Raw genomic sequence first — 23,503 nt, forward strand, 5'->3', positions numbered from 1 at the left:
GGGCAATAGCTTCATGATCAACCGGGCTGAGACGGGGGGCGGGGGGACAGTGGAACGGCCGCCCGGGAAACCGGGCGGCCGTTCCACTGTGGTGTGGGTGATGTCTGGTGCTCAGTCGTCCAGCCAGTCGAGGCGGCGGCCGCCGCGCTCGGTGGGCGGGGGAGTGTCCGGGCGGGCCCGGCCACCCTGTTGCTGGCCGTAGCCGCCCTGGTCGTAGCCCCGGTCGTCGTAGCCGCCGCGTTGCTGCGGGGGCTCCTGGCCGTAGCCGCCCTGCTCGTACCCGCCGCCGCCCTGGCCGTAGCCGCCCTGGTCGTAGCCCCGGTCGTCGTAGCCGCCGCGTTGCTGCGGGGGCTCCTGGCCGTAGCCGCCCTGCTCGTACCCGCCGCCGCCCTGGCCGTAGCCGCCCTGGTCGTACCCGCTGGTCTGCTGGCCGTAGCCGCCACCCGACTCCGCCCCGCGACCGCCGCCAGACGGGGCGGTCGGATCGGGCTGGCCGTAGCCCTGGCCCTGCTCCGGCTGGTACACGCCGGTGGCGTACGGGTCGGCCGGTGCCGGGTACTGCGTGCTGTCGCCGTTGTACCGGCCGGTCGGCTCGTCGAAGCGCTCGCCGTAGCCACCGGCCGCCCCACCGGCCGGCGCCGGCGGGTAGCCGGCCGCGCCGGCCGGCGCGGTGTAGTCCCGGCTGCCGTAGCCACCGCCCGAGGAGGGGGCGCTACCGTAGCCGCCGCCGGGGGCCGTGGCGCCGCCGTAGCCCGCGCCGGAGCCGGGTGCGGTGCCGTAGGCGTCCGCGCCACCGCCGTAGCCGCCGTCCGGCGTCGCCGCCGTGCCGTAGCCGCCACCGGAGGCGGGGGCGTTGCCGTAGCCGCCGTAGCCACCCTGGCCGGGTTCGTCGTCGTAGCCGGTGCCACCCCACCCTTGCTGGTCCGCCGCGCCGTAGGGCTGCGCCGGCGCACCGTACGGGTCCGGAGGGACGTCGTCGACGACCGGGCGGTGCATCATCGTCGGCGCCTCGCTCAGCGCCGCGCCGCCGACCATGGTCGGGTCGGGGCCGGCACCGGCACGGTTGACCACCCGGGTCTGGTCGTCGGCTCCACGGAAGGCGCCACGGGCCGCCGGCACCGCGCCACCGGCACCGGCCGCGCCGGCCGTCGCCGACTCGTCATCGTCGTCGCCGTTCTCGCGGCGCTTCATCCAGAGCAGGACGATGGTACCGACGCCGGCCGCGACCAGCAGGCCGCCGAGCAGGATGATCAGGTACGAGCCGAAGCCGCCGCCGTCGTCCTCCTTGCTGGCGTTCGCCGGGGCGCCCGGGCTGGCCTCCTCGGAGGGCTGCTCCTCGGTGCCCTCCTCGGTCGCCTCGTCGGTGGGGGTGGCGTCGGCGGTGGGTGACGGGGTGGCGCTCGGCGTCACCTCGACCTTGATCTCCAGGCTGATCCGCTGGCCGGTGATGGTCTGCCCGGCGCTGGCGTTGAAGCTCTTGATCGCGTTGATGTTGTTGGCCGACGCGCCCACGTCGATCCGGCCAGGCGTGATCGGGTTCTGGCTGCTGCCACTGAACCGGAAGTTGCCGCTGCCGTCGCTGATCGTGTCGTAGCGGTGGCCGCCGGTGTCCTGCAGGATGACGATCGCGTTCGGCACGGCCTCGCCGTTCGCCTTCACGACCACCTTGCCGGAGACCGACTTCACCGTCTGGTTCTGCGGCGGAGGCGGCGGTGCGGCCTTGCCCTTGACGGTCAGCGAGACGTTTGCGGTGTCCGGACCCGAGGCGGCTTCGACCGCCACCGTGATGTTCGTGGTCGCGTCGCCGGCGTTGTCGTTGGCCGCGATCCGGACCAGCACCGACCCCTTCGGGCCGCCGAGGCCGCCGCCGGAGAGTTTGACATCGCCACAGCCGCTGGCGCAGCTGACGCCGGACGGCAGGCCGGAGAGGCTGACCTTCGCCGACTCGTCATTGTCACCGCCGGTGATGCGCACGGTGATCGTTGCGTCGCTGCCGGCGTTCACCGTGACCGAGCCGGGGGAGACGTCGACCTCCGCGGCCATGGCCGGTGTGGCGGGGACGGCGAGCAGAGCGCCGGCAACCAGCGCTACGACCACACCGGCCCGCTGCTTCCAGGCACGTCGGTGTGTTGACACGTCCACCGCCTTCCGGGCTGACGTCCCTCGGCCGGCGGGGCGCCGGGCCGGGGATCATCACGGTACGAATACGCCGTCGGCCACTATGCCTTGTCTCACTGGATCGGCGCGACCCAGGGCCAGCGTCAGGTGCTCCACCTGTGGGTCGTATCGTCCCGTCGTGTCCTCTCCGCACAGTAAGTCCGCCGCCGTCGTGGCAGCTCTGTCGGCGCTCGACGAGGGGCGTACGCCCGAACGGCCGGTACTCCGGGAGGCGGTCCGGTCCTTGTTGGCCGCCCTCGCGGAGCGCGCCCCCGGCCGATCGGTGGAGGTGCGCGTCCCACCATACGGTGCGATCCAGTGTGTCCCCGGTCCTCGACACACCAGAGGAAACCCGCCGAACGTGGTCGAGATGTCGCCGCAGACCTGGTTGGAGCTGGCCGCCGGCCGGATCGAGTGGGCTGACGCGGTCACCGATGGACGTGTTCAGGTGAGTGGCATCCGGGCGGACATCTCGGCATATCTGCCCCTCTAGCTGCGCCGATGTCCGAGTGATCGTGACTCTCGGCAGGGAAATCGTGACTATCTGTATTGACACCGACTCGCGTACACTGTCAGGCGACGACAGTGGTCCCGGCCGAGAAGTGTGGATCCGCCCCGTGATCCCCGCCAGGCCGGTCCAGACCAGCATGAGGGAGCGGTAGTGCCCCGAGGCGACGGCCGGCTGAGCCACGACCTTGACCCCCAACGACCTGGCCCCCAGGATGCCTGCGGCGTCTTCGGCGTGTGGGCCCCCGGCGAAGAGGTCGCGAATCTGACCTACTTCGGCCTCTACGCCCTACAGCACCGCGGCCAGGAGGCGGCGGGCATCGCGGTCAGCGACGGCTCGGGCGTGGTGGTCTACAAGGATCTCGGCCTGGTGGCCCAGGTCTTCGACGAGCCCACCCTGGCCAGCCTGCGCGGCCACCTGGCGATCGGGCACGCCCGGTACTCCACCACCGGCGCGTCCAACTGGGAAAATGCCCAGCCGACCATCCGGTCGACCGATTCCGGCACGACCATCGCGCTGGCCCACAACGGCAACCTGGTCAACACCGCCGAGTTGGAGAAGGAGGTCGCCGAGCGCGGCCTGGTCGCGGACGGCTCGACCAACGACACCTCCCTGGTGACCATGCTGCTGGCCAGCCGCCCCGACCTGTCGGTCGAGGCCGCCGCGCTCGAGGTGCTGCCGCAGCTTCGCGGGGCGTTCAGCTTCGTCTTCATGGACGAGTCGACGCTGTACGCGGCCCGCGACCCGCACGGCGTACGCCCGCTGGTGCTCGGCCGGCTGGAGCGGGGCTGGGTGGTGGCGAGCGAGACCGCCGCGCTGGACATCGTCGGCGCGAGCGTGGTGCGCGAGATCGAGCCCGGCGAGCTGATCGCGATCGACGAGGAGGGTTTGCGGTCCACCCGGTTCGCCGCGCCCGAGCCGAAGGGCTGCCTCTTCGAGTACGTCTACATCGCCCGTCCCGACGCGACCATCGCCGGGCGCAACGTGCACGCCGCGCGGGTGCAGATCGGCCGGCAGTTGGCCAAGGAGCACCCGGTCGAGGCCGACCTGGTCATCCCGGTGCCGGAGTCCGGCACGCCGGCCGCGATCGGTTACGCCGAGGCGTCCGGCATCACCTACGGCGCGGGCCTCATGAAGAACCCGTACGTGGGGCGTACCTTCATCCAGCCGTCGCAGACCCTGCGTCAGCTCGGCATCCGACTCAAGCTCAACCCCCTGCGCCAGAACGTCCGGGGCAAGCGGCTGGTGGTCGTGGACGACTCGATCGTGCGCGGCAACACGCAGCGGGCCATCGTCCGGATGTTGCGCGAGGCGGGGGCGCTCGAGGTGCACGTCCGGATCTCCTCCCCGCCGGTCAGCTGGCCGTGCTTCTACGGCATCGACTTCGCCACCCGGGCGGAGCTGCTGGCCAACGGGCTGGACAACGACGGCATCCGGCGCTCCATCGGCGCCGACACGCTGGGCTACGTCTCACTTCCCGGCCTGATCGCCGCGACCGAGCAGCCGAAGACCCGGCTGTGTCGGGCGTGTTTCGATGGGGAGTACCCGATCGAGCTGCCGGCTGGCAACCTGATCGGCAAGCACGTCCTCGAAGGGATGGGCCGCCGGGTCGCCAACGCGACGCCGGAGGCTCCGGAGAGCTTCGGCTCGCTCGTCGCCACTCCGGGTGGCGTGACCGCAAACCGCCCGTAGCACCAACCGGCGCGGCCCGGCCACCGCCGGCGCGGCACCGAGAACCACAAAAGGGGAGAACCGTGACGCACGTGTCCGAGCGCAGCGGCGCAGGAAGCAGCCCGAACGGCGCTGGTAGCGACCACCAGCCGTGGACGGGTGGTGCCGGCCGCCAGCGGGGCAAGCGCTCCGTCTCGTACGCCGACGCCGGGGTCTCCATCGACGCGGGCGACCGCGCGGTCGAGCTGCTGAAGTCGAAGGTGCGCGAGACCCGCCGCCCCGAGGTGCTGGGCGACCTCGGCGGCTTCGCCGGCCTGTTCCGGCTGGACACGAAGAAGTACAAGAACCCGATCCTGGCGTCCTCGACCGACGGTGTGGGCACCAAGCTGGTCATCGCCCAGCAGATGGACATCCACGACACGGTCGGCATCGACCTGGTCGCGATGGTCGTCGACGACCTGGTGGCCTGCGGTGCCGAGCCGCTGTTCCTGCTCGATTACATCGCCACCGGCGAGGTCGTGCCGGACAAGGTCGCCGAGATCGGCGCGGGCATCGCCGACGGCTGCCGGTACGCCGGCTGCGCGCTGCTGGGCGGGGAGACCGCCGAGCACCCCGGTGTGCTGCGCCCGGACGAGTACGACATCTCCGCGACCGGCGTCGGTGTGGTCGAGGAGGCCGACATCCTCAGCCCGGAGCGCGTCGAGGTGGGTGACGTGGTCATCGCCATGCGCTCCTCCGGACTGCACTCCAACGGCTACTCCCTGGTCCGGCACGTGCTGCTCGGTGCCGCCCGGATGCGGCTGGACATCGTGATCGACGACTTCGGCCGGCAGCGGACCCTCGGTGAGGAGCTGCTGACTCCCACCAAGATCTACGCCAAGGACTGCCTCAAGCTGATCGAGGAGGCCGAGGTGCGGGCGCTGTCGCACATCACCGGCGGCGGCATCCCGGGCAACCTGGTGCGGGTCCTCCCCGAGCACGTCGACGCGGTGGTCAACCGGTCCACCTGGAAGCCGCAGCCCATCTTCGACCTGATCCAGTCCAAGGGTCGGATCGACGACCAGGACATGGAGTCGACGTTCAACATGGGCGTCGGCATGTTCGCGATCGTCTCCGCCGAGGACGCCGACCGCGCCCTGGCCACGCTCACCGGCCGTGGGGTCGAGGCCTGGCAGGCGGGCGAGATCATCGAGGGCACCGGCAACGTGCAGATGGTGGGTCAGCACACCCGGGGATGATCACGCTCCGGTGACCGTACGGGTACCTGATCAGGGCTTCACCCGAGTGGCCAGCGCCGCCTAGCCTGAAAGGCTCGGGCTGGGCGGAGGAGGGTGATGGCTGCTGGAGAACCGATGTTCAGCGGGATGCGCGGACTGGCCGCGGTCCCGTCGTACGTCGTCATGCAGCCCACCACCCTGTGCAACCTCGACTGCGCGTACTGCTACCTGCCGTTCCGGGCCGTCGACCGGCGGATGTCGGTGCCGGTGGCCGAGGCGGTGGCGGCGGCGGTCAACCCCTGGGCGGCCGCCGGGCGTTTCTCCGTGGTGTGGCACGGCGGCGAGCCGCTGGCTGCCGGTCGGGACCACCTGGCCGCCCTGATCGCGCCCTTCGGCCCCGAGGTCGAACACCATGTGCAGACGAACGCCACGCTGATCGACGACGAGTGGTGCGAGTTCTTCGCCCGGCACGAGATGCGGGTGAGCGTGAGTGTGGACGGGCCGCGCGAACGCAACGGGGACCGGGTCAACCGGGGCGGTCAGCCGGCGTACGACCGGATCCTGCGCGGTGTGGCCGCGCTGCGTCGGCACGACCTGCCCTTTTCCGCGCTGGCCGTGGTGTCCCGGCCGGCGCCGGGGCTCGCCGCGGAGCTGTACGACTACTTCCTCGACCTGGGCTGCGATGTGCTGGGCATCAACATCGAGGAGACCGAGGGCGTCAACACCCGTGACAACAGCCACGACCCGGCGGCGGTGACCACGTTCTGGGCCGAGTTGGTGACGGCCTGGCGGCGGGCCCCCCGGATCCATCTCCGGGAGGTCGAGTGGTCGTTGCGGTACGCGGCGGCGGTCCTCGACGGCACGGCGGACGGTGTGTTGCCCCGCCGGTTGGATCCGATACCGACCATTGGGCACGACGGGTCGGTGACGGTGCTCTCCCCGGAGTTGGCCGGCTTCACCGACCCGCACTACGACGACTTCAGCAGTGGGAACGTGCTGACGACCCCGCTGGCCCGGATCCTGGCCGGTGCCACGTCGACTCCGTGGGTCGGCGAGTTCCTGACCGGCGTGGAAGCGTGTCGGGCGTCATGCCCGTACTTCGGCTTCTGTGGTGGCGGCCACGCCGCCAACCGTTACTTCGAGCTGGGGCGTTTTGACGGTACGGAGACCGAGCACTGCCGCAACAGCAAGATCCGCCTATTGGAGGGAGTGTTGGAGCATGCCCGAGACCACCAGTCACCGGCGGCCTGAGCGCGAAGCGGACGATGCCCCGGACGACGTCACCGAACGCGTGCGGGAGGCCGCCCCCGGGCTTGTCGCGCTGTTGCAGGAGGCCGCGGACGCGCGGCGGCTGCGGGCCGAGGTGCCGGGCGGCGACGGCGTCAGTGCCGTCTGCGCCTGGAACCACTTCGAGAACATCCCGACCTTCTACAACTGGAACAACCGGCCGCGCTAGGGCGGCCGTGATCAGGGGCCTGTCGGTCGGTCGGGGTTGTCCCCGGCCAGGGCAGGCCCCTGATGATCGGCACCGATCTCGCTCCCGAAGGACACATGCGTGAGCACGCGGGGGTTACCGCGTGCTCAGCTGCGTCGAGAGGTCAGCGGGTCGGACGGACCCAGGGATCCGGGTCGTCGTCCGCGTGATTCTCATCATCGTCGTCGACGAACTCTTTTGAGTCGTCGTCGAAGTGGTGCTCAGACTTACCAGCACCCGCCAGTTCGCGCTGCAAGGCGGTGAGGTCGGTGTTCGGGGAGTGGTACTTCAACTCCCGGGCCACCTTCGTCTGCTTGGCCTTAGCACGGCCGCGCCCCATGGCTCGACCCCCTCGCACAGAATGCGGGGCAGCCCGAAGGCGGGCCCCGATGACGTCAGGCATCTCTCGTGGCTCTTACGGTACATGGGGATGCCATCGTTCGGCACCTCGGGTTACCGTCAGCCGGCTCTGCGCGTCGCGGCGATCCGGCCGTCACCCAGTGTACCTGGTAAGGAGCGGAACGGAGAGCACCCGTGACACCGGGCAAAACACGCCAAACGTGACCCGGGGCTCAGCTTACCGAGTCACGCCGGTACGGGAGGCCCGGAGGCGGATCCCGGTCGATCCGCCTCCGGGGTGGGTCAGCGCAGGTGGATCGTGCGCAGCCGGCCGACCTCGGCCATCCGCCGCTCGGCCAGCCGGTCCGCGGCGACCGCGGGCGGCACGCCCTCCGCGTCCGCCAGGCGCAGGATCTCCCGGGTGGTGTCGTAGATCCGGGTGGCCCGCAGCTTCGCCCGGTCGAAGTTGAAGCCCTCGATCTCGTCGGCCACCTGGATCACGCCGCCGGCGTTGACCACGTAGTCCGGCGCGTAGAGGATGCCCCGGTCGGCCAGCAGCTTCTCGATCCCGGGGTGCGCGAGCTGGTTGTTCGCCGCGCCGGCCACCACCTTGGCGCGCAGTGCCGGAACGGTGTCGTCGTTCAGCGCGCCGCCCAGCGCGCAGGGGGCGTACACGTCGATGTCCGCCGCGGTCAGCGCGCTGGCGTCGTCCACCAGGGTGACCTGCGGGTGGTTGGTGCGTACCCAGGCCAGGGCCTTCGGGTTGACGTCGGTGGCGACCACCTCGGCGCCGTCGTCCAGCAGGTGCCCGGTCAGGTACTTGCCGACCTTGCCCAGGCCCGCGACGCCCACCCGGCGGCCGCTCAGGCTCGGCGTGCCCCAGACGTGCTCGGCGGCCGCCCGCATGCCCTGGAAGACGCCCCAGGCGGTCAGGATCGACGAGTCGCCGGCACCCCCGTGCTCCACGCTGCGGCCCGTCACGTAGCGGGTCTCGCGGGCGATGACGTCCATGTCGGGTACGTAGGTGCCGACGTCGCAGGCGGTGTAGTAGCGGCCCGCCAGCGACTCCACGAACCGGCCGTACGCGCGCAGCAGCGCCTCGCTCTTGATCTGCTCCGGGTCACCCCAGATGACGGCCTTGCCGCCGCCCAGGTCCAGGCCGGCGAGCGCGTTCTTGTACGCCATCCCCCGGGACAGGTCGAGCACGTCGGCGAGGGCGTCTTCCTCGCTGTCGTACGGGTAGAAGCGGGTGCCGCCGAGCGCGGGCCCCAGCGCGGTGGAGTAGATCCCGATGATCGCCTTCAGGCCGCTCTGCTTGTCCTGGCAGAAGACGACCTGCTCGTGGCCGGTTGATACCGGGTCGTCGGTGCTCGCGAATACGCCCATGACTGGCTCCTACGGTGGTGTGCGTTCCTTGTGGGACGCGGACCTGGTGGACCCCGGCGGGGATGCTGCCGGTGTGATCGAGCCTAGTATCGGCCGCCCTGTGGGTGCCCGACGCGCCGCCGCCGTCCCACGGTGCGGCGCGCACGGTCCGGCCGCTGGCCGCGCGGGGATGCGGTTCGTGGGAGGATCGCGCGGTGCCGTCGCTCTTCGCTTCTTACCTGCGCGTGTACGAGCCGCTGACCGCCTTCGACCGGGACCGGCAGAGTTACTGGCGTCGCTACGTCTCGGAGGGGCGGGCGGTCGCCCCGGTCGAGGGACCCGGCCGGCAACGGACGGCGGTGATCGAGGCGCTGGGCGCGGGCTGGACCCGGCTGCCCGACCTGCCCGAGGAGGCGTACGTCCTGGAGACGGACGAGAGCCTGCTGGTCTGCCCCTGGAACCTGCGCATCCGGGTCGCTGAGGCGGCGCTCAACGCCCGGGACGGGGTGCCCCCGGTGCTCGCCGACGCCTTCGTGCCGCCGGTGCTCGCCGGGCAGGCCCGGGCGGTCGTCGACGACTGGCGCAGCGGCGCGCGGGTGTTGGAGCACGGGGTGCCCCGGGTACACGAGCAGATCGCCACCTGGGGCGTACCCCTGCGGTGGTTCGTGCTCTTCGACCCGGCGGAGCGGGACCACGTCACCCAGCCCGGCCGGCGGGCGCTGCGCTACCGGACGGAGATCTCCAAGGCCCGTCGGCGCTCGTCCCGGGCGTTGTCGGTGCTGCGCAAGTCGGTGGGCGAGGCGCCGATCACCGAGGCGGTCCAGGAGGCGGCCCGCTGGTTGGAGGAGTTCCATCCGCGCTCGGTGGTGGAGCTGGACTACGGCGGCCTGGTCGACCTGCTCTCCGACGAGACCCTCGCCGCGGACGACTCGCCGGAGCTGGTCGCCGGTGGCCTCGCCGGCCTGTCCCGGGGGGAGGCGGACGAGGCGTCGGCCGCGTACGACAAGTTGGTGGCCCGCTGGCGCGCCGTGCAGCTGCTGGAGCGGTGCAACTAAGGCAAATCGCCCCTAGGAGCGCTCCCAAGGCGAGGGTGTCTCGTAGTTGACGCATCACGAACCGTGATCATGAGTCCGAATAAGGTACTTTCTGCCGTGTAAAAGTCGTAAAAATCGGGCATGGTTCATCCGTCCGTCTAGGGACCTTCATCCGTTCGGCCCATGTCGGACATCGGGGACTAGCCGGACCATGGGAGACGCGTCGGCCGGCGGGACCCCGGCCGATGTCTATACATGTGGAGGAGTGACCGATGGCATCGCGAACGCACGAACCAGAGCCGCTGCTCACACCGGCCGAGGTGGCGTCGATGTTCCGTGTCGACCCGAAGACGGTGACCCGGTGGGCGAAGGCCGGCAAGCTCAGCGCCATCCGCACCCTGGGTGGCCACCGTCGATACCGCGAGTCGGAGGTCAGGGCGCTGCTACAGGGCCAGATCCCGCAGCAGCGGCAGGGCGACTGACCGATAGAGCTTTCCGAAAAGGGGCGGTGGATCTCGATCCACCGCCCCTTTTCCTGTCTGCTCCGCGCCGCCCTCGGTTTCCGCGCGTCAGTCCGCGTCGTCGGGGCCGGTCAACGTCACCCGGATGCCGATCGTGCCCCCCTCGCCGCGCCGCAACCGGCTGCCCAGCAGGCTCAGTCGACCGATCAGGCGGTACTTGTGCTTGAGCAGGTCGCGGACCCGGCCCGTGTCGCGGCCGCCGTAGAAGGTCGCGTGGGCGGGCACCTCCGCACCGTGCGGCCGACCCCGCACATCGCACGGCGCCACGGTCACCTCGCCGTTGTGGCGGATCCGCTTGACCTTTCCCGAGTCGGCCCGGGTCCACACCGCCAACGCGTCCCCGTCGCGGACCGCCCACACCGGGGTCGGCACCGCCCGGCCGTCCTTACGGAAGGTCGTGAGCAGGAGGTACTTCTCGGCCGACAGCCGGTCCAGCGTGGTCACGCCGACAGGATAGGCCGCTGCGGGCCGCTGAGCGGCCAGATAGCGTGAACAGCGTGACGGGCGAGCCTGCAATCGGTGACGTGGTCGGCGAGCTGCTGCGGGACGCGCTCGCCGTGGCGACCGGGGTCGGCCCCCGGCCGATGGTCGGCGGTCGGCTGCCCCGGCCGGTCATCGAGATCATCGAACGGGACGACGGCCTGATCAACGGCGCTCTGGCGGCGCACTACCTCGACGGGCCGGCCGACTGGCAGCCGTACGACCACCGGGCCGTCGACCGGGCCCGGGGCGAGACGCTGGACGTCGGTACCGGGGCGGGCCGGATCGCGCTGCTGCTCCAGGAGCGGGGCGTACCCGTCACCGGGCTCGACACCTCGGCGGGCGCGTTGGACGTGAGCCGGCGTCGGGGCGTACGACGGCTGGTGCACGGCACGGTGGACACGCACGTGGCCGACGGCCGGCGGTACGACACGTTCCTGCTGCTCGGTAACAACCTCGGGCTGTTCGAGGGGCGCGAGCGGGCTCCGGTGTTCCTCGCCGCACTCGCCGCGCTGGCCCGACCGGGTGCCCAGATCATCGCGCACGGCACCAACCCGTACGGCACCCGCGACCCGGTGCACACCGGCTACCACGAGCGCAACCGGCGGCTGGGGCGGTTCGGTGGCCAGCTCCGGCTCCGGCTGCGCTACCGGGAACTGGGCACCGAATGGTTCGACTACCTTGTCTGCTCGCCGGACGAGTTCGCCGAGCTGGTGCACGGCAGCGGGTGGCGGTTGACCGATGTGGACGACCGGGACGCCCCCTACTACCTGGCCACCCTGCGGCTCGCCGGCTGAGCGACGGCTCCTGCGCCGCGTCGGGTGCAGGAGCCGTCGTACGGCTCAGACCTGAACGGTCGGGGGCAGCGGCTCGGGCGGAAGGCCGCCGTCGCCATCGACGACCTCGTCGGGGGTGCCGTCCTCGTCGATGTCGACCATGGTGATGTCCACCTTGCCGTCACCATCGGTGTCGAACTGGAACAGGTCGGCCTTGCCGTCGCCGTCGGTGTCCACCACCCACACGTCGGTCTTGCCGTCGTTGTTGGTGTCGGCGCGCAGCAGGTCGACCCGCTCGTCGCCCCGGGTCTCCACGGTCTCGGAGTCGGTGGTGACGCTCTCCGGTTGGCTCATCTCGATGCGGTCCTTCCCTTTGGTTGACGGGCCGTACGTACCCGATCCCGCGCTCCCCCACGCATCGGCCGGCTCGGGCGCTGTCTAGGGTCGCACCATGAGTGAGCGTGGCTGGCGTGGCGGAGATCCCGCGCGTCGCCGGGGCGGACAGGGAGGCGTGATGAACGATCGTTTCGTGGTCGTCGGTGCGGGCACGATGGGGCTCGGCATCGCGTACGTGGCGGCCGGCGCCGGCCACGCCGTCGAACTGGTCGAGGTGGACGCGGACCGGGGAGCGACCGCGCTGACCCGGCTCGCCGACCTGTGGGAGCGCGCGGTGCAGCGCGGCAAGCTGACCGCCGACCAGGCCGCCGCGAACCGGGAGCGGGTGATCCTGCGGCCGAGTCTCGCCGAGGTCGCCGCCGCGCCGCAGGTGGTCGTCGAGGCGGTGCCGGAGCGGCTGGACCTGAAGCGGGCGGTGCTGCGCGACGCCGCCGCCCTGGAGCCGGCCCTGCTCGGCAGCAACACGTCAAGCATCGCCATCGGCGAGCTGGCCGCCGGGCTGGCCGCCCCGGAGCGCTTCCTCGGCCTGCACTTCTTCAACCCCGTCTGGGCGATGCCCCTGCTGGAGATCGTGGTCGGCCCGGCCACCGCCGAGGAGACCACCACCGCGGCCGTCGCGCTCGCCGGTCGGTTGGGCAAGGACCCCGTCGTCGTACGCGACATGCCCGGCTTCGCGACCTCCCGCCTCGGGGTCACCCTCGGGCTGGAGGCGATCCGGATGGTCGCCGACGAGGTGGCCAGCCCGGCCGACATCGACAAGGCGATGGTGCTCGGCTACCGGCATCCCATCGGGCCCCTGGAACTGACCGACCTGGTCGGCCTGGACGTGCGCCTCGACATCGCCCGTACCCTCCAGGCCGCGTACGGGGAACGCTTCGCGCCACCGGAGCTGCTGGTGGAGATGGTGGCCGCCGGGCGGCTGGGCAAGAAGTCCGGGCACGGCTTCTACCGCTGGGAAGGCGGTGTCAAGCAATGAGTGGTCTGCGGATCGAGGAGCGGTCGGACCGGCTCGTGGTGACGCTGGCCCGGCCGGAGAAGCGCAACGCCATCGACGCCGACCTGATCGGCGAACTGCACGAGGTCTGCGCCGAGCTGGAGGCCCGCCCCCGGCTGCTGCTCCTGACCGGCGGTGCGGAGGGCATCTTCGCCGGCGGCGCCGATATCGGTCAGCTCCGCGAGCGGGGCCGCACGGACGCCCTGGCCGCGATCAACTCGGCGGCCTTCGCGCGGATCAGGGCACTGCCCATGCCGAGCGTGGCCGCCGTCGACGGGCCGGCGCTGGGCGGCGGCGCGGAACTGGCGTACGCCTGCGATCTTCGGGTGTGCACGGCCCGGGCGGTCTTCGGTCAGCCGGAGGTGCGGTTGGGCATCCTGGCCGGCGCCGGCGCGACCCACCGGCTGCCGGCCCTCGTCGGCGAGGGGCGGGCCAAGGAGTTGCTGTTCACCGGCCGTCGGGTGGACGCCGCGGAGGCCCTGCGGATCGGCCTGGTGAACCGGGTGGTGGACGAGCCCGGCGAGCTGCTGACGACGGCGCACGGGCTGCTGGACGAGATGGCCCAGGCCTCGCCCCTGGCATTGCGGCTCACCAAGCTGGCCGTCGACGCGCCGGCCGCCGCGCACCCGCAGCTCGACCTGGTGAGCCAGGCGGTGCTCTTCGAGGACGAGGAGAAGCACCGCCGGATGACCGAGTTCCTGGACCGCCGCCGGGCCCGCTGACGCGGCGACGGAAACGGCCGCACCGGCTGCGGAGCCGGTGCGGCCGTCGAGGTCCGCGGATGACGCTCAGTGCCGGATCTGCACCCCGGAGTCGGCGAGCGCCCGGATCACCTGGGCCGACTCACCGAAGCCGATGATCAGCACGGCGTCGGCGCCGAACTCCTTGATCTCCTTCGCACCGCCGGAGAAGTCCACCGGCGCCGCCTTGGCGTCGGCCGGCGGGTCGTACGTGAGCAGCTTGAGCCGGTCACCGGGGATGCCGGCCTTCTCCAGCTCGTCCCGGACGGTGGCCTGCAGACCCTCACCGTAGGAGTCCTTGCGGGCGACGATGACGATCTTCTGCGACCCGTCGCGGAGGACCACGTCGGCCAGTGCCCGGCCCTGGAGGCTGTCCGGCGGGGCGGTACGGAAGTAGAGGCCCTTGTCCTCGACGTCGGTCAGGCTGGCGTCGGTGTTCGACGGCGAGAAGAGGATCTTTCCGGCCTTGACCACGTCCGGCAGCACCTCCCGGGAGATGCCCGAGGCGCCCGCGCCGATGATGATGCTGACCCCGTCCGCCACGTGCTTGGCGACGGTCGCCTTGGCCACCGCCGGGCTGGTGCCGTCGTCGCCGTCCTTCCACGTCACCGGCTTGCCCAGCACGCCGCCGGCGGCGTTGATCTCCCGGATGGCCAGTGCCGCGCCGGCCGCCATCGGCGGGTACGCGATCGCCAGGTCACCGGTCTTCGGCAGCAGACCGCCCACGATCAGCGGCTTCTGGTCGTCGGCGTCACCGGGGCGTGGCTTCTTGCCCTTCGGCGGGGTCTTGGTGCTCGCCGCCGACTCGGCGCCCGCGCCGACGAACTCGGTCTTGCCGTCGTTGAGCTGCTGGCCGTCGAAGGTCAGCGTGGCGTAGCTCGCGGTGGCCGGCTCGCCCTTGTCGGTGAAGCCGGCGCGGGTCAGCGAGACGCTGCGGTACTCGATGTCCTGCCCGGCCCGGGCCAGCGTGAGACAGCTGGCCGGGTCCTCGCAGCGCTGACCGTTGTTGGTCACGCCGACGATCTGCTTGGCGATGGCGGCCGGGTCGGTGCTGCCGGCCAGTTGCGCGGCGAGCACACCGATGACCACCGCGTCGTACGTCTCGGCCGAGTAGAGGTAGTCCGTCAGCGCCGGATTGACGGACCGTAGCCGGCTCTTGAAGTCATCGGGCAGCGGTGTGAGCGGCGTGGTCCCCTTCATTCCGTCGACGAGGTCGGCACGCTCCTTCAACTCCGCTGGGTAGGAGTTCAGCATGTTGCCGTCCGTGCCGTAGAGGCGCACCTGTTGGGCGCTCCCCTCCTCGGCCTTGTCATCCCCGCAAGCGCTCGTGGCGAGCAGGATCGTCGCGCAGGCGGCCAGTGTGGCCACCCGCGAGCGGCGTGATACGAGCATGGTCGTCCTTCCTCCGGCGAAGGTCCGCTGCGCACATTAGCGTGCCGGGGCCGGTCGCGGTGCCGTGGAGGTGGCGCAATGCGTAGGTAGCTCACGTTGAATACGCAGAGTGACGGAAGTGCGAGGGCTTGACCCCTCCTCCTACTGTGCGCTGGGTGACGGACCTACCACAGCAGACGTTCGACGACGCGACCGCCGTACTCCGTTCGGCGCTGGCCGGGGACTCCGACGCCGTGACGGGTGCGTTCGACGCCGTCGTCGACCGGGACGGCCTGTCCGGGGCGTACGGGGTCGCCTGGTGCCTGGCCGCGACGATGGTCGGTGACGCGCCGACGAGCACCGGATGTGCGCTGGACTTCCCGGGCATCGAGCAGGCGGACTACGACACCCGCTGGGTGGCCCGCTTCGTGAGCGCCTACGCCAACCGGGACGTACCGACCGGCGAGGCCCTGTTCGGCGCGGCGGCGGCCGACGGGCTGCTCGCCGACTGCCTGCGCACGCTGGCCGGTTCGACGATCGCCACCCTGCGCAGCCGCGCCGAGTGAACGCGGCACCCGCGTCGGGCGCCGCGTCCCCGGGACCGTTCAGAAGGCGTGGTACGCCACCAGCGGCTCGTACTCGTAGCGCAGGTTCTCGAAGCGGACCCGGAAGTTGACCCCGTCCCGGACGTTGGTCGCGACGGTGGTCCAGCCGGAGTTGGCCGGGAGGTAGGTCCAGTAGTTGCAGTTGCCGGTCTTGTCGATGAAGATCACGCAGGCTTCGGTGGCGTACGCGCTGGTGTTGCGGACGTTGATGTCGCGGCACCGGCTCGTGGTGCGGTACGGACCGGCCTGGCCGCCGTACCCGCCCGTCTGGAAGAACGAGCGGACCGCGCCGCCGTAGCAGGTGGCGAGCGGGGCGAAGAGGTTCGGCCCCGAGGTGAAGTCGGTGGAGCCGGTGCCCGGGGTGGCCGTGGCGGCCTGGGCGGCTGCGCCGGTGGCGAGCAGCGCGGCGGCGGTGGCGACGGCGAGCAGGCGAGCGGTCGGGGATGACATGCAGGCGGCCTCCAGAAACAGTTAACTAACTGTCCGTATTGGACGGACGAGCTGACCGTGACGATGATACTGATCGATCAATAGCGGCGTGATCCCGGATCGTCGGTCGGGTGTGATAGCTCTGGGGCATGTCCGAGGCCATGCTCAGCAAGGTGCGCAAGCTGCTCGCCCAGGCCGAGGACCCGGCCTGCACGCCCGCCGAGTCGGCGGCGTTCACCGCCAAGGCGACCGAGCTGATCGCCCGCTACGGCGTCGACCGGGCGCTGCTCGCGGTCCGCGACCCGACCACCGACCCGGTCGGCGACCGCGTGCTCGACATCGTCGCCCCGTACGCGCGGGACAAGGTCGGCCTGCTCGCGGCGGTCGCCGAGCCACTGCGCTGCCGCTGCGTCCGGCGCAAGCAGGGCAACGGGTTCGTCGCCCACCTGTTCGGCTTCGCCAGCGACCTCGAACGCGTGGACCTACTCTTCACCTCACTGCTCGTGCAGGCCGCACACGGCCTCGCGGCCACGGCGGTGCCGGCGGACGACCATCCGGCCGCCTTCCGGCGGTCCTGGCTCGCCGGCTTCGCGGAGGTGATCGGTGGGCGACTCTGGGCGGCCGAGTCGGCGGCGGCCAGTGAGTCGGGTGCCCCGTCGATGGCGTTGGTCCTGGCCGACCGCTCCGACCGGGTGCAGCGGCGGCTCACCGAGGAGTACCCGCGACTGCGTACCGCCCCGGCCCGTCGGCTCGGCGGCACGGGCTTCAGCTCCGGCGCCGAGGCGGGCAGTCGCGCGCACCTGGGCGGCCGGAATCTCGACACCGGCCGGGTCGGCCGAGAACTCGGCCGCTGACTGGTCAGGCGGTCTGCTGGCCGCGGGACACCGCAGCGAGATAGCGGGTCAGCAACTCGTGCCAGCCCGCCGTGAGCGCCTTGCGATAGCCCTCGGCCGCCTCACCGTGCCGGTCGAAGTGCCGGTGCTCCAGCTCCACCCGGGTCCGCTCCGGCCCGTCGGCCAGGAACAGGACCTCGACCTCGCTCGCCTTCGCCGGGTCCGGCACCGGTACCCGGTCCGGCCCGAGTTGCCAGGCGAAGACCAGCCGTCGCGGCGGATCCCAGGTGAGCACCCGACCCCAGTCGGCACGGAAGCCGTACGGGCCGATCTCGTAGAGCATGCCGCCGGCCCGCGGCTCCATCCCCAGCTCGGCGAGAGCCTCCGGCCCGGACCAGGTGTACTCGGTGACCCACCACTCGGTCAGCTCGTCGGTGAACACGGCGAACGCCCGCTCGGCGGAACCGGGGACGAGGAGGCTGCACCGTAAGGAGAACCGCTCCAGGTCCTGCCGGATGTCGGCCGGATCAGCCATCCCCTGTCCCATAGGCCCGGACCATACCGGCTGATGCCCGGGTGTGCAGCTTCGCGCGGTGCCCTGTTCCAGACAGTGGGTTGCCGAGCCGTCACGGACGGGATGCCCCGCCGGAAAGCGGGTAACCGCGCCGGACGGCCCGAACGACCGGGTCGGCGCGACGGGCGGAGCGGGAGAGCATGAGCGAGAACGCGCAGCAACGAAGGCCGGACCGGGACGCCGACGTCGGAGACCCGGACGTCCTGCTCGACATTCCGAAGGTCTCGGTCGACTCGATCCGGCTGGCCGTGGACGGGCTGGACGCCGACCTCTCGCTGCGCGCCCGGCTGGCCAACCTGCTCCAACTCGACGCCGGCGTACGGGTCCACCTGCGCGGCGTCGAACTGGACATCGACGGGGTGCAGGCCGAGGCTCAGCTTCGGGTACGACTGGAGCAGTTGGTGGCACTCCTGGGCCGCGCGCTCGACACCATCGACAACAACCCCCAGGTCATCGAATCCCTCTCCCGGGCGGGCGGCGGCGCGCTCGACGACGTCAACCGGAGTACCCAGCAGGTGGCGGCCGGCGCCGCCGAGATCACTGCCCGCGCGCAGCACGGCAACGTCCGCGACGAACTGGCCCGACAGGCGGGTGTACCCGGCGGGGTCGGCGAACCGACGCGGGCACGCCCGGTCCGCCCGGTGAGTCCGTCGGCCGGTCCGTCCGTCTCGACCCCCGCTCCGGGCCCGTCCGGCCCTCCCGCCGGCGACCGAGGTGACAGGGGACAGCCCGAGGGTGGTCCGGGCGGTGGCGGTCCGTCCGGGGGCGACCAAGGCGGTGGTGGTCCGGCTGGGACTGGTCGGGCTGGTGGTGGCCCGGCGGGGCGCGGCGCGGACGGCCAGGGTGGTCGGGCTGAGGGCGGCCACGCCGGCGGCGGTCCTTCTGGTAGCGGGCCGACCGGTGGTGGTGCCCAGGGCGGCGGCCAGCAAGGTGGCGGCGGCCAGCAGGGTGCCGGCCAGCAGGGTGCGGGCCAGCAGGGCGGCGGCCAGCAGGGTGCCGGCCAGCGCGGCGGCGGACAGGGTGCCGGTCAGCACGGCGGTGGCCAGCAGGGCGGCGGACAGGGTGCCGGCCAGCAGGGCGGCGGACAGGGTGCCGGCCAGCAGGGAGGCGGCCAGCCGGGTGCCGGTCAGCGCGGCGGTGGCCAGCAGGGCGGTGACCAGCCGGGTGCGGGCCAGCACGGCGGTGGACGGCAGGCCGGTGGTCAGCAGGGCAGTGACCAGCGCGGCGGGCCGGCTGGCGCTGGTGTCGCGGGCGGGGCGCAGGCGGCGGCACAGAGCGCGGCGCAGCTCGCCGAGCAGGCGAGCGAGAGTATCCGTCAGGCCGGGCGCAGCGTGTGGGAGGCGATCCAGGGCGGGATTGCCCAGCACCGCCAACAGGGCCGCGGCGACCAGTGACCACCGCCCAGCGCGTCCGACCCGGTTGATCGACTCGACTTCGGCGATATCGCGGTATCCCGGTCGCTGCGATACCCCGACTTCGCCGAAAGCGAGTCGATCAAGGGGTAGGCAGGGCGCTCAGGGCACAAAAAGCAAGATCCCCACCTGCGTATTCGCTGGTGGGGACCTCTGTAGCCCGGCGAAAGGCTATGTGGCCAGGGGCGGGGTCGAACCGCCGACCTTCCGATTTTCAGTCGGACGCTCGTACCAACTGAGCTACCTGGCCGCGTTGCTCGGCTCATGCTACCCGTCAGCAGATTGAACTGCTCACAGGATCACACGCTCCGATACGCAGAACGCCGCGCGATGCGCGGCGTCAGCGCTGCGGTCCTGACGGGACTTGAACCCGCGACCTCCGCCTTGACAGGGCGGCGAGCACTCCAACTGCTCCACAGGACCTAGCTTGTGTTGCTCCGACTTGCGCCGGTCGTGCCCCCAACGGGATTCGAACCCGTGCTACCGCCTTGAAAGGGCGGCGTCCTGGGCCGCTAGACGATGAGGGCGGCCCCGCCATCATTGCACATTCGCAACTTCAAGCGGACTTGCTCCCATCCGGCCCCGCCGGAGGCTTGGAAAGCATACGTGATGCCTGGCCGGTCGACAAAACCGGTATGGCCGGGGCCGTCGTGGAGCGCATAACCGCAGGTCAGGGCCCATCCACTCGGAGTCGGGCGATGCCGAAGCGGTGCTTCAGGTCGGCGATCAGGTGGGGGCAGGCGGCGAGCGTCGCGGCCCGGTTTCCGCCCCCGTCGTGCAGCAGCACGATGGAGCCGGGACGTGCCGCGTTGTGGACCCGCTTGGCGATCGTGGCGGCGGTCGGCTTGTCCCAGTCCTGCGGGTCGACGGCCCAGTGCAGCGGACGCATGCCGAGCTCCTTGGCCACGGTGAGGACTTCCGGCGTCCACCGGCCGCCGGGCTGGCGGTAGAAGGGCACCGGTGTGCCCGGGGCGGCCGTCTGGATGGCCTTGTTGGTGCGGGCCAGGTCGGCCTTGATGTCGGCGACCGGCCGGCGGGCGAGGTCGAGGTCGTGTCGCCAACTGTGGTTGCACAGTTGGTGGCCCTCCCGGACGATCCGTCGGATCAGCTCCGGGTGTCGCTGGGCTTCCTGGCCCACCACGCAGAAGGTGGCCGTCACGTGGGCCGCCTTCAGTTGGTTGAGCACCTTCGGTGTCCAGGCCGGGCTGGGACCGTCGTCGAAGGTCAGCGCCACGGGTCGTACGCCGGTGTTGCGCCGCAGCCCGGCCGGGAGCTTCGCCGGCAGCGGTCGCAGCGGCGGCTTGGTGGGCTTGGCGTGGGTGGCGCTCGGCGAAGGGGTGGGCTTCGGCGTGGGTACGGCGGACGACTCGACGGGCTGCGGTGGCCCGGCGACGTGGATGGCAGTGTCTGGCTGAGCGCAACCGGACAAGACCAGCACCACGGCGAGGACGGACGCCAGGGCGGCGCGGGCTTGCATCTGTTCGCTCCCGGAGGGTCGGGGTGGGCGGACCACTCCGACGGTAGTGGAAGCGACCAGGGAGCCGACAGGTCGGTCAGGCCTCCCGCGACTGGTCCAGCGAGTCGCGCACCGCCATCGCCAGCGAGACCGCTTCGGCCAGGTCGACCGGGCGGACCACGCCGGCGGGTAACCCGTCGGCCCGCCAGCCCGGGCCGGCGGCGAGGATCAGCAGCGGGCGGCGGGGTGCGGCGAGCAGCGCGCTGAGCTGGGCCGGGTCGGCGGTGGACCGGGTATGCGACCAGAGCACCACGGCGGCCGGTCCGGTCCGGTTGACCGCCTCGACGAGGGCGGCCACCGGCACCCGGGCGCCCAGCATCCGGTAGCCCACCCCGGCCTCGGCGAGCGCGGCGGCCAGTGCTTCCAGGGGGAGGGTGTGCTGCTCCTCGTCGGCGCAGGAGAGCAGGATCCGGGCCGGCCCGGCGGGCGGGTTGGCCCGGCTGGCCGCGGCGAACGCCTCCGACACGCACCGGGAGACCAGGTGTTCCACCTCAATGAGGCCGGAGGTGGCGACGTGCCGCTCACCGATGCCGGCGAGCACGGGCCGCAGCAGGGTCTCCCAGGTGGTGATGATCCCGCTGGCGGCGATCGTGTGCGCGATCGTCTCGTTGATCGCCGCTGCGTCCAGGCGCATGGCGGCGCGGGCCAGGCCCCGGGCCGCCGGGCCGGCACGGCCCACCCCTATGGCGCCGCCCCCGTCGCGGCTCGCCGGTCGGATCCGGCCCCGGGTGGCGGCGTCCAGAAGGGTACGGTCCGGCGTCTGCCGGGCCCACCGGGCCGCCTCGGCCGGGCTGACGCCCTCGGCGGTCAACCGCCGCATGGTTTCGAGGCGGGCCAGGTCGGCCGGCGTGTACCGACGGTGATGGCCGGGCACGTGCTCGCTGGGCCCGAGCCCGTAGCGCTGGTGCCAGGTGCGCAGGGTGGTGACCGCGACCCCCAGCCGGCGCGCGACGGCGCCCGCGCTCAACGCCTCATCGGCCACCCGACCGCTCCGCCGCGTCGTCCGCCGGCGCTCCGGGCGGGGTCGTGGTGAAGCCGGGGACGTCCGACGAGGACCCCGAGGGGCGCAGCAGCCGGTTCACCACCCCGCCCAGCCAGGGGGCGTACGACCGGGGGTCCTGGTCGAGGTCGGTCTCCAAGGCGGCCGGGTCGGTCCAGCGCACCTCGGCCACCTCGTCCGGGTCGGGGCGCAGTGGCGCGGCGGGTAGGAACTCGCCGCGCAGCACATGGTCGTACTCGAACTCGACCCGGCCGGTGGCGGGGTCCTCGGCGTAGTAGACGTAGACGCCCACCTCGGTCAGCTCGACCGGACCGGTGCCCAGTTCCTCGCGCAGCCGTCGGTTCGCCGCCTCGGTGAGCGACTCACCCGGGCGCGGGTGGCCGCAGCAGGAGTTCGCCCACCGCAGCGGGAACCGGGTCTTGACCGCGGCCCGTCGCTGCAACAGCACCTGGCCGTCCGGGTCGACGAGCATCACCGAGAACGCCCGGTGCAGTTGCCCCGGCGGTTGGTGAGCGGCGGCGACGGTGGTGTCGCCGTGGGCTCGCCCGGCGTCGTCGACCAGCTCGACGAGATGGTCCTCGCGGCTGCTCATCGTCCCTCTCCCGTGATCCGGCCGGCGGCCAGTTTGCCAGAAATCAACACCATCGGTACGCCCACGCCGGGCTGCGTGCCGGAGCCGACGAAGACGACGTTCGACAGGTGGCGGTGCAGGTTCGACGGGCGGAACGGTCCGGTCTGGAAGAGGGTGTGCGCGGCGGCGAACGGTGTGCCGGCGGCCATCCCCTGGTCGGCCCACTCGGCGGGGGTGATCGCCCGCAACACCTCCACCCCGGCGCCGAACCCGACGTAGCCACGCTCCTCGAGCGTCGCGATGAGCTGGTCGCCGTAGCGCTGGGTCAGGTCGCCGCGCCACTCGAAGGGTGCCCGGTCGAGGTTCGGCACGGGCGCGAGCACGTAGTAGGTGTGCCGGTCCGGTGGTGCCACCGACGGGTCGGTCCGGCTGGGATTGGTGACCAGCAGCGACGGATCGGTCATCAGGTCGCCCCTGCGGATGACCTCATCGAAGGTGCCCTTCCACGCGCGTCCGAAGTGGATGTTGTGGTGGGCGATCTTCGCATAGCCCTGCCGCGAGCCGACGTGCAGGACGACGCAGGAGGGCGAGTAGGTGAGGCGGCGCGCGGGCGCGGCGGGGAGCAGGTCCCGGTAGGCGACCGGCAGGTCCGGGTTGAGCACCACCACGTCCGCCGGCACCAGCTCGCCGTCGGCGGTCAGCACGCCGGTGGCCCGCCCGTTCGCGGTCTCCACCCGGGTCACCGTGGTGTCGTACCGGATCTGCACGCCGTGCTTCTCGGCCGCGCCGGCCATCGCCCGGGAGACCGCGTGGATGCCGCCGCGGGGGAAGTAGACCCCGGCCACCGAGTCGAGGTACGCGATGACCGCGTAGATGGCCAGCGCGTCGTGCGGGGCGAGCCCGGCGTACATCGCCTGGAAGGAGAAGATCCGCTGGGTACGGGGGTCCCGGAAGAATTGGTTGATCTTGGTCTGGAGGCGGCGGAAGGCCCCACCGGTGAGCAGCTTGAGCAGGTTGCCGGTGAGCAGGTCGGTCGGCGCGTCCAGGTTGCGCTCGATGAAGTCGGCCCGCTCCAGCCGCCACAGCTCCCGCGCGTAGTCGACGAAGCGCAGGTAGCCGTCGGCCTCGCGGGGACCGCAGACGCGGGAGATCTCGGCCGCCATCCGGGTGGTGTCGGTGCGTACGTCGAGGGTCGACCCGTCCGGGTAGTACGCCCGGTACGCCGGGTCCAGCGGAGTCAGGTCGAGCCAGTCGCGCAGCTCCTCGCCGACCGATCCGAGCGCCTCGGCGATGAGGTCGGGCATGGTGAGCACGGTCGGGCCGGTGTCGAACTCGTAGCCGTCGACCGCGAGGCGCCCGGCCCGTCCGCCGGGGACCGACTCGCGCTCCAGCACCGTCACCTGCCGGCCGCTGCCGGCCAGGTGCAGCGCGCAGGCGAGGCCGCCCAGCCCGGCGCCCACGACCACCACCCGATCCGTTCGTCCCGTCACCGTCCGCACGTGACCACCTCCTCGAGATCC

The 23,503-nt window shown here is 71.9% G+C and carries 25 protein-coding genes and 3 tRNA genes; 13 read left to right on the top strand and 15 right to left on the bottom strand.

Annotated elements, in window-relative coordinates; translation table 11 throughout:
- Nucleotides 1-111 precede the first annotated feature (111 nt).
- Complete coding sequence (locus AC3EN4_RS22455; protein ID WP_435207683.1) at nucleotides 112-2,136, bottom strand: carboxypeptidase-like regulatory domain-containing protein; 2,025 nt, start codon at nucleotides 2,134-2,136, stop codon at nucleotides 112-114.
- A gap of 160 nt (nucleotides 2,137-2,296) precedes the next feature.
- Here AC3EN4_RS22455 and AC3EN4_RS22460 point away from each other — a divergent pair, with 160 nt between their 5' ends.
- The 5 genes from AC3EN4_RS22460 to amcA all read left to right on the top strand — a co-directional run bounded on the left by AC3EN4_RS22460 (nucleotide 2,297) and on the right by amcA (nucleotide 7,009).
- Nucleotides 2,297-2,650, top strand: a complete 354-nt coding sequence (locus AC3EN4_RS22460) for a sterol carrier family protein (protein ID WP_435207684.1) — start codon at nucleotides 2,297-2,299, stop codon at nucleotides 2,648-2,650.
- 168 nt (nucleotides 2,651-2,818) lie between these two features.
- The gene (gene purF, locus AC3EN4_RS22465) at nucleotides 2,819-4,357 is read left to right on the top strand and encodes an amidophosphoribosyltransferase (RefSeq protein ID WP_355048409.1); all 1,539 of its coding nucleotides are present in this window, start codon (nucleotides 2,819-2,821) and stop codon (nucleotides 4,355-4,357) included.
- Nucleotides 4,358-4,419: 62 nt separating this feature from the next.
- Complete coding sequence (gene purM / locus AC3EN4_RS22470) at nucleotides 4,420-5,574, top strand: phosphoribosylformylglycinamidine cyclo-ligase (RefSeq protein WP_355048408.1); 1,155 nt, start codon at nucleotides 4,420-4,422, stop codon at nucleotides 5,572-5,574.
- 126 nt (nucleotides 5,575-5,700) lie between these two features.
- Entirely contained in the window at nucleotides 5,701-6,804 is a 1,104-nt protein-coding gene (gene amcB, locus AC3EN4_RS22475; protein ID WP_435207774.1) for a cyclophane-forming radical SAM peptide maturase AmcB, read from the top strand.
- A complete protein-coding gene (amcA, locus tag AC3EN4_RS22480; RefSeq protein WP_422737713.1) occupies nucleotides 6,773-7,009 on the top strand; it encodes a multiple cyclophane-containing RiPP AmcA in 237 nt (78 codons plus the stop codon). Before amcB ends, amcA begins: the two co-directional genes overlap by 32 nt.
- A gap of 142 nt (nucleotides 7,010-7,151) precedes the next feature.
- On the opposite strand, the gene AC3EN4_RS22485 is transcribed toward amcA, so the two are convergent.
- Nucleotides 7,152-7,367: a DUF3073 domain-containing protein gene (locus AC3EN4_RS22485; RefSeq protein WP_007454329.1), complete on the bottom strand. Its 216-nt coding sequence runs from the start codon at nucleotides 7,365-7,367 to the stop codon at nucleotides 7,152-7,154.
- Between the two features lie 302 nt (nucleotides 7,368-7,669).
- Nucleotides 7,670-8,752 carry a Glu/Leu/Phe/Val family dehydrogenase gene (locus AC3EN4_RS22490; protein ID WP_435207685.1) on the bottom strand — a complete coding sequence of 361 codons (1,083 nt, stop codon included), beginning with the start codon at nucleotides 8,750-8,752 and terminating at the stop codon, nucleotides 7,670-7,672.
- 194 nt (nucleotides 8,753-8,946) lie between these two features.
- Here AC3EN4_RS22490 and AC3EN4_RS22495 point away from each other — a divergent pair, with 194 nt between their 5' ends.
- Entirely contained in the window at nucleotides 8,947-9,786 is an 840-nt protein-coding gene (locus tag AC3EN4_RS22495; RefSeq protein WP_422737715.1) for a DUF8083 family protein, read from the top strand.
- A gap of 251 nt (nucleotides 9,787-10,037) precedes the next feature.
- A complete protein-coding gene (locus AC3EN4_RS22500) occupies nucleotides 10,038-10,247 on the top strand; it encodes a BldC family transcriptional regulator (RefSeq protein ID WP_007073996.1) in 210 nt (69 codons plus the stop codon).
- An 87-nt stretch (nucleotides 10,248-10,334) separates the two neighbouring features.
- On the opposite strand, the gene AC3EN4_RS22505 is transcribed toward AC3EN4_RS22500, so the two are convergent.
- On the bottom strand, nucleotides 10,335-10,730 hold the full coding sequence (locus AC3EN4_RS22505; protein ID WP_435207686.1) for a PPOX class F420-dependent oxidoreductase: 396 nt from the start codon (nucleotides 10,728-10,730) through the stop codon (nucleotides 10,335-10,337).
- Between the two features lie 53 nt (nucleotides 10,731-10,783).
- On the opposite strand from AC3EN4_RS22505, the gene AC3EN4_RS22510 reads away from it, so the two are divergent.
- Complete coding sequence (locus AC3EN4_RS22510; RefSeq protein WP_435207687.1) at nucleotides 10,784-11,563, top strand: class I SAM-dependent methyltransferase; 780 nt, start codon at nucleotides 10,784-10,786, stop codon at nucleotides 11,561-11,563.
- A gap of 45 nt (nucleotides 11,564-11,608) precedes the next feature.
- Here AC3EN4_RS22510 and AC3EN4_RS22515 read toward each other — a convergent pair whose 3' ends face one another.
- Nucleotides 11,609-11,896, bottom strand: a complete 288-nt coding sequence (locus AC3EN4_RS22515) for a hypothetical protein (RefSeq protein ID WP_435207688.1) — start codon at nucleotides 11,894-11,896, stop codon at nucleotides 11,609-11,611.
- A gap of 160 nt (nucleotides 11,897-12,056) precedes the next feature.
- On the opposite strand from AC3EN4_RS22515, the gene AC3EN4_RS22520 reads away from it, so the two are divergent.
- Nucleotides 12,057-12,914 carry a 3-hydroxyacyl-CoA dehydrogenase family protein gene (locus tag AC3EN4_RS22520; RefSeq protein WP_435207689.1) on the top strand — a complete coding sequence of 286 codons (858 nt, stop codon included), beginning with the start codon at nucleotides 12,057-12,059 and terminating at the stop codon, nucleotides 12,912-12,914.
- Entirely contained in the window at nucleotides 12,911-13,654 is a 744-nt protein-coding gene (locus tag AC3EN4_RS22525) for an enoyl-CoA hydratase/isomerase family protein (RefSeq protein ID WP_422737720.1), read from the top strand. Before AC3EN4_RS22520 ends, AC3EN4_RS22525 begins: the two co-directional genes overlap by 4 nt.
- A 66-nt stretch (nucleotides 13,655-13,720) precedes the next feature.
- On the opposite strand, the gene AC3EN4_RS22530 is transcribed toward AC3EN4_RS22525, so the two are convergent.
- Nucleotides 13,721-15,064: an ABC transporter substrate-binding protein gene (locus AC3EN4_RS22530; protein ID WP_435207690.1), complete on the bottom strand. Its 1,344-nt coding sequence runs from the start codon at nucleotides 15,062-15,064 to the stop codon at nucleotides 13,721-13,723.
- Between the two features lie 155 nt (nucleotides 15,065-15,219).
- On the opposite strand from AC3EN4_RS22530, the gene AC3EN4_RS22535 reads away from it, so the two are divergent.
- The gene (locus tag AC3EN4_RS22535; RefSeq protein ID WP_435207691.1) at nucleotides 15,220-15,609 is read left to right on the top strand and encodes a hypothetical protein; all 390 of its coding nucleotides are present in this window, start codon (nucleotides 15,220-15,222) and stop codon (nucleotides 15,607-15,609) included.
- 39 nt (nucleotides 15,610-15,648) lie between these two features.
- Here AC3EN4_RS22535 and AC3EN4_RS22540 read toward each other — a convergent pair whose 3' ends face one another.
- Complete coding sequence (locus AC3EN4_RS22540) at nucleotides 15,649-16,098, bottom strand: hypothetical protein (RefSeq protein ID WP_435207692.1); 450 nt, start codon at nucleotides 16,096-16,098, stop codon at nucleotides 15,649-15,651.
- A gap of 128 nt (nucleotides 16,099-16,226) precedes the next feature.
- Between AC3EN4_RS22540 and AC3EN4_RS22545 the strand changes: the two genes are divergently transcribed.
- Nucleotides 16,227-16,931 (top strand): DUF2786 domain-containing protein, encoded by a 705-nt coding sequence (locus AC3EN4_RS22545; RefSeq protein WP_435207693.1) that lies wholly within the window; start codon nucleotides 16,227-16,229, stop codon nucleotides 16,929-16,931.
- Nucleotides 16,932-16,935: 4 nt separating this feature from the next.
- On the opposite strand, the gene AC3EN4_RS22550 is transcribed toward AC3EN4_RS22545, so the two are convergent.
- Nucleotides 16,936-17,457, bottom strand: coding sequence for an SRPBCC family protein (locus AC3EN4_RS22550; protein WP_435207694.1), 522 nt, complete (start codon nucleotides 17,455-17,457; stop codon nucleotides 16,936-16,938).
- A gap of 167 nt (nucleotides 17,458-17,624) precedes the next feature.
- Between AC3EN4_RS22550 and AC3EN4_RS22555 the strand changes: the two genes are divergently transcribed.
- Nucleotides 17,625-18,878 carry a hypothetical protein gene (locus tag AC3EN4_RS22555; protein WP_435207695.1) on the top strand — a complete coding sequence of 418 codons (1,254 nt, stop codon included), beginning with the start codon at nucleotides 17,625-17,627 and terminating at the stop codon, nucleotides 18,876-18,878.
- A gap of 194 nt (nucleotides 18,879-19,072) precedes the next feature.
- Here the strand turns inward: AC3EN4_RS22555 and AC3EN4_RS22560 are convergent.
- The 7 genes from AC3EN4_RS22560 to crtI all read right to left on the bottom strand — a co-directional run bounded on the left by AC3EN4_RS22560 (nucleotide 19,073) and on the right by crtI (nucleotide 23,482).
- A tRNA-Phe gene (locus AC3EN4_RS22560) sits at nucleotides 19,073-19,146 on the bottom strand.
- A 99-nt stretch (nucleotides 19,147-19,245) separates the two neighbouring features.
- A tRNA-Asp gene (locus AC3EN4_RS22565) sits at nucleotides 19,246-19,319 on the bottom strand.
- A gap of 31 nt (nucleotides 19,320-19,350) precedes the next feature.
- Nucleotides 19,351-19,423: transfer RNA gene (locus tag AC3EN4_RS22570), tRNA-Glu, on the bottom strand.
- A gap of 143 nt (nucleotides 19,424-19,566) precedes the next feature.
- Complete coding sequence (locus AC3EN4_RS22575) at nucleotides 19,567-20,373, bottom strand: polysaccharide deacetylase family protein (protein ID WP_435207696.1); 807 nt, start codon at nucleotides 20,371-20,373, stop codon at nucleotides 19,567-19,569.
- Nucleotides 20,374-20,449: 76 nt separating this feature from the next.
- On the bottom strand, nucleotides 20,450-21,394 hold the full coding sequence (locus AC3EN4_RS22580; protein WP_435207697.1) for a MerR family transcriptional regulator: 945 nt from the start codon (nucleotides 21,392-21,394) through the stop codon (nucleotides 20,450-20,452).
- The gene (idi, locus tag AC3EN4_RS22585; protein WP_435207698.1) at nucleotides 21,384-22,004 is read right to left on the bottom strand and encodes an isopentenyl-diphosphate Delta-isomerase; all 621 of its coding nucleotides are present in this window, start codon (nucleotides 22,002-22,004) and stop codon (nucleotides 21,384-21,386) included. The genes AC3EN4_RS22580 and idi overlap by 11 nt, the downstream gene beginning before the upstream one ends.
- Nucleotides 22,001-23,482, bottom strand: a complete 1,482-nt coding sequence (gene crtI, locus AC3EN4_RS22590; RefSeq protein ID WP_435207699.1) for a phytoene desaturase family protein — start codon at nucleotides 23,480-23,482, stop codon at nucleotides 22,001-22,003. The genes idi and crtI overlap by 4 nt, the downstream gene beginning before the upstream one ends.
- Nucleotides 23,483-23,503: the final 21 nt, after the last annotated feature.

This window comes from Micromonospora sp. bgisy143 (genome assembly GCF_057708145.1).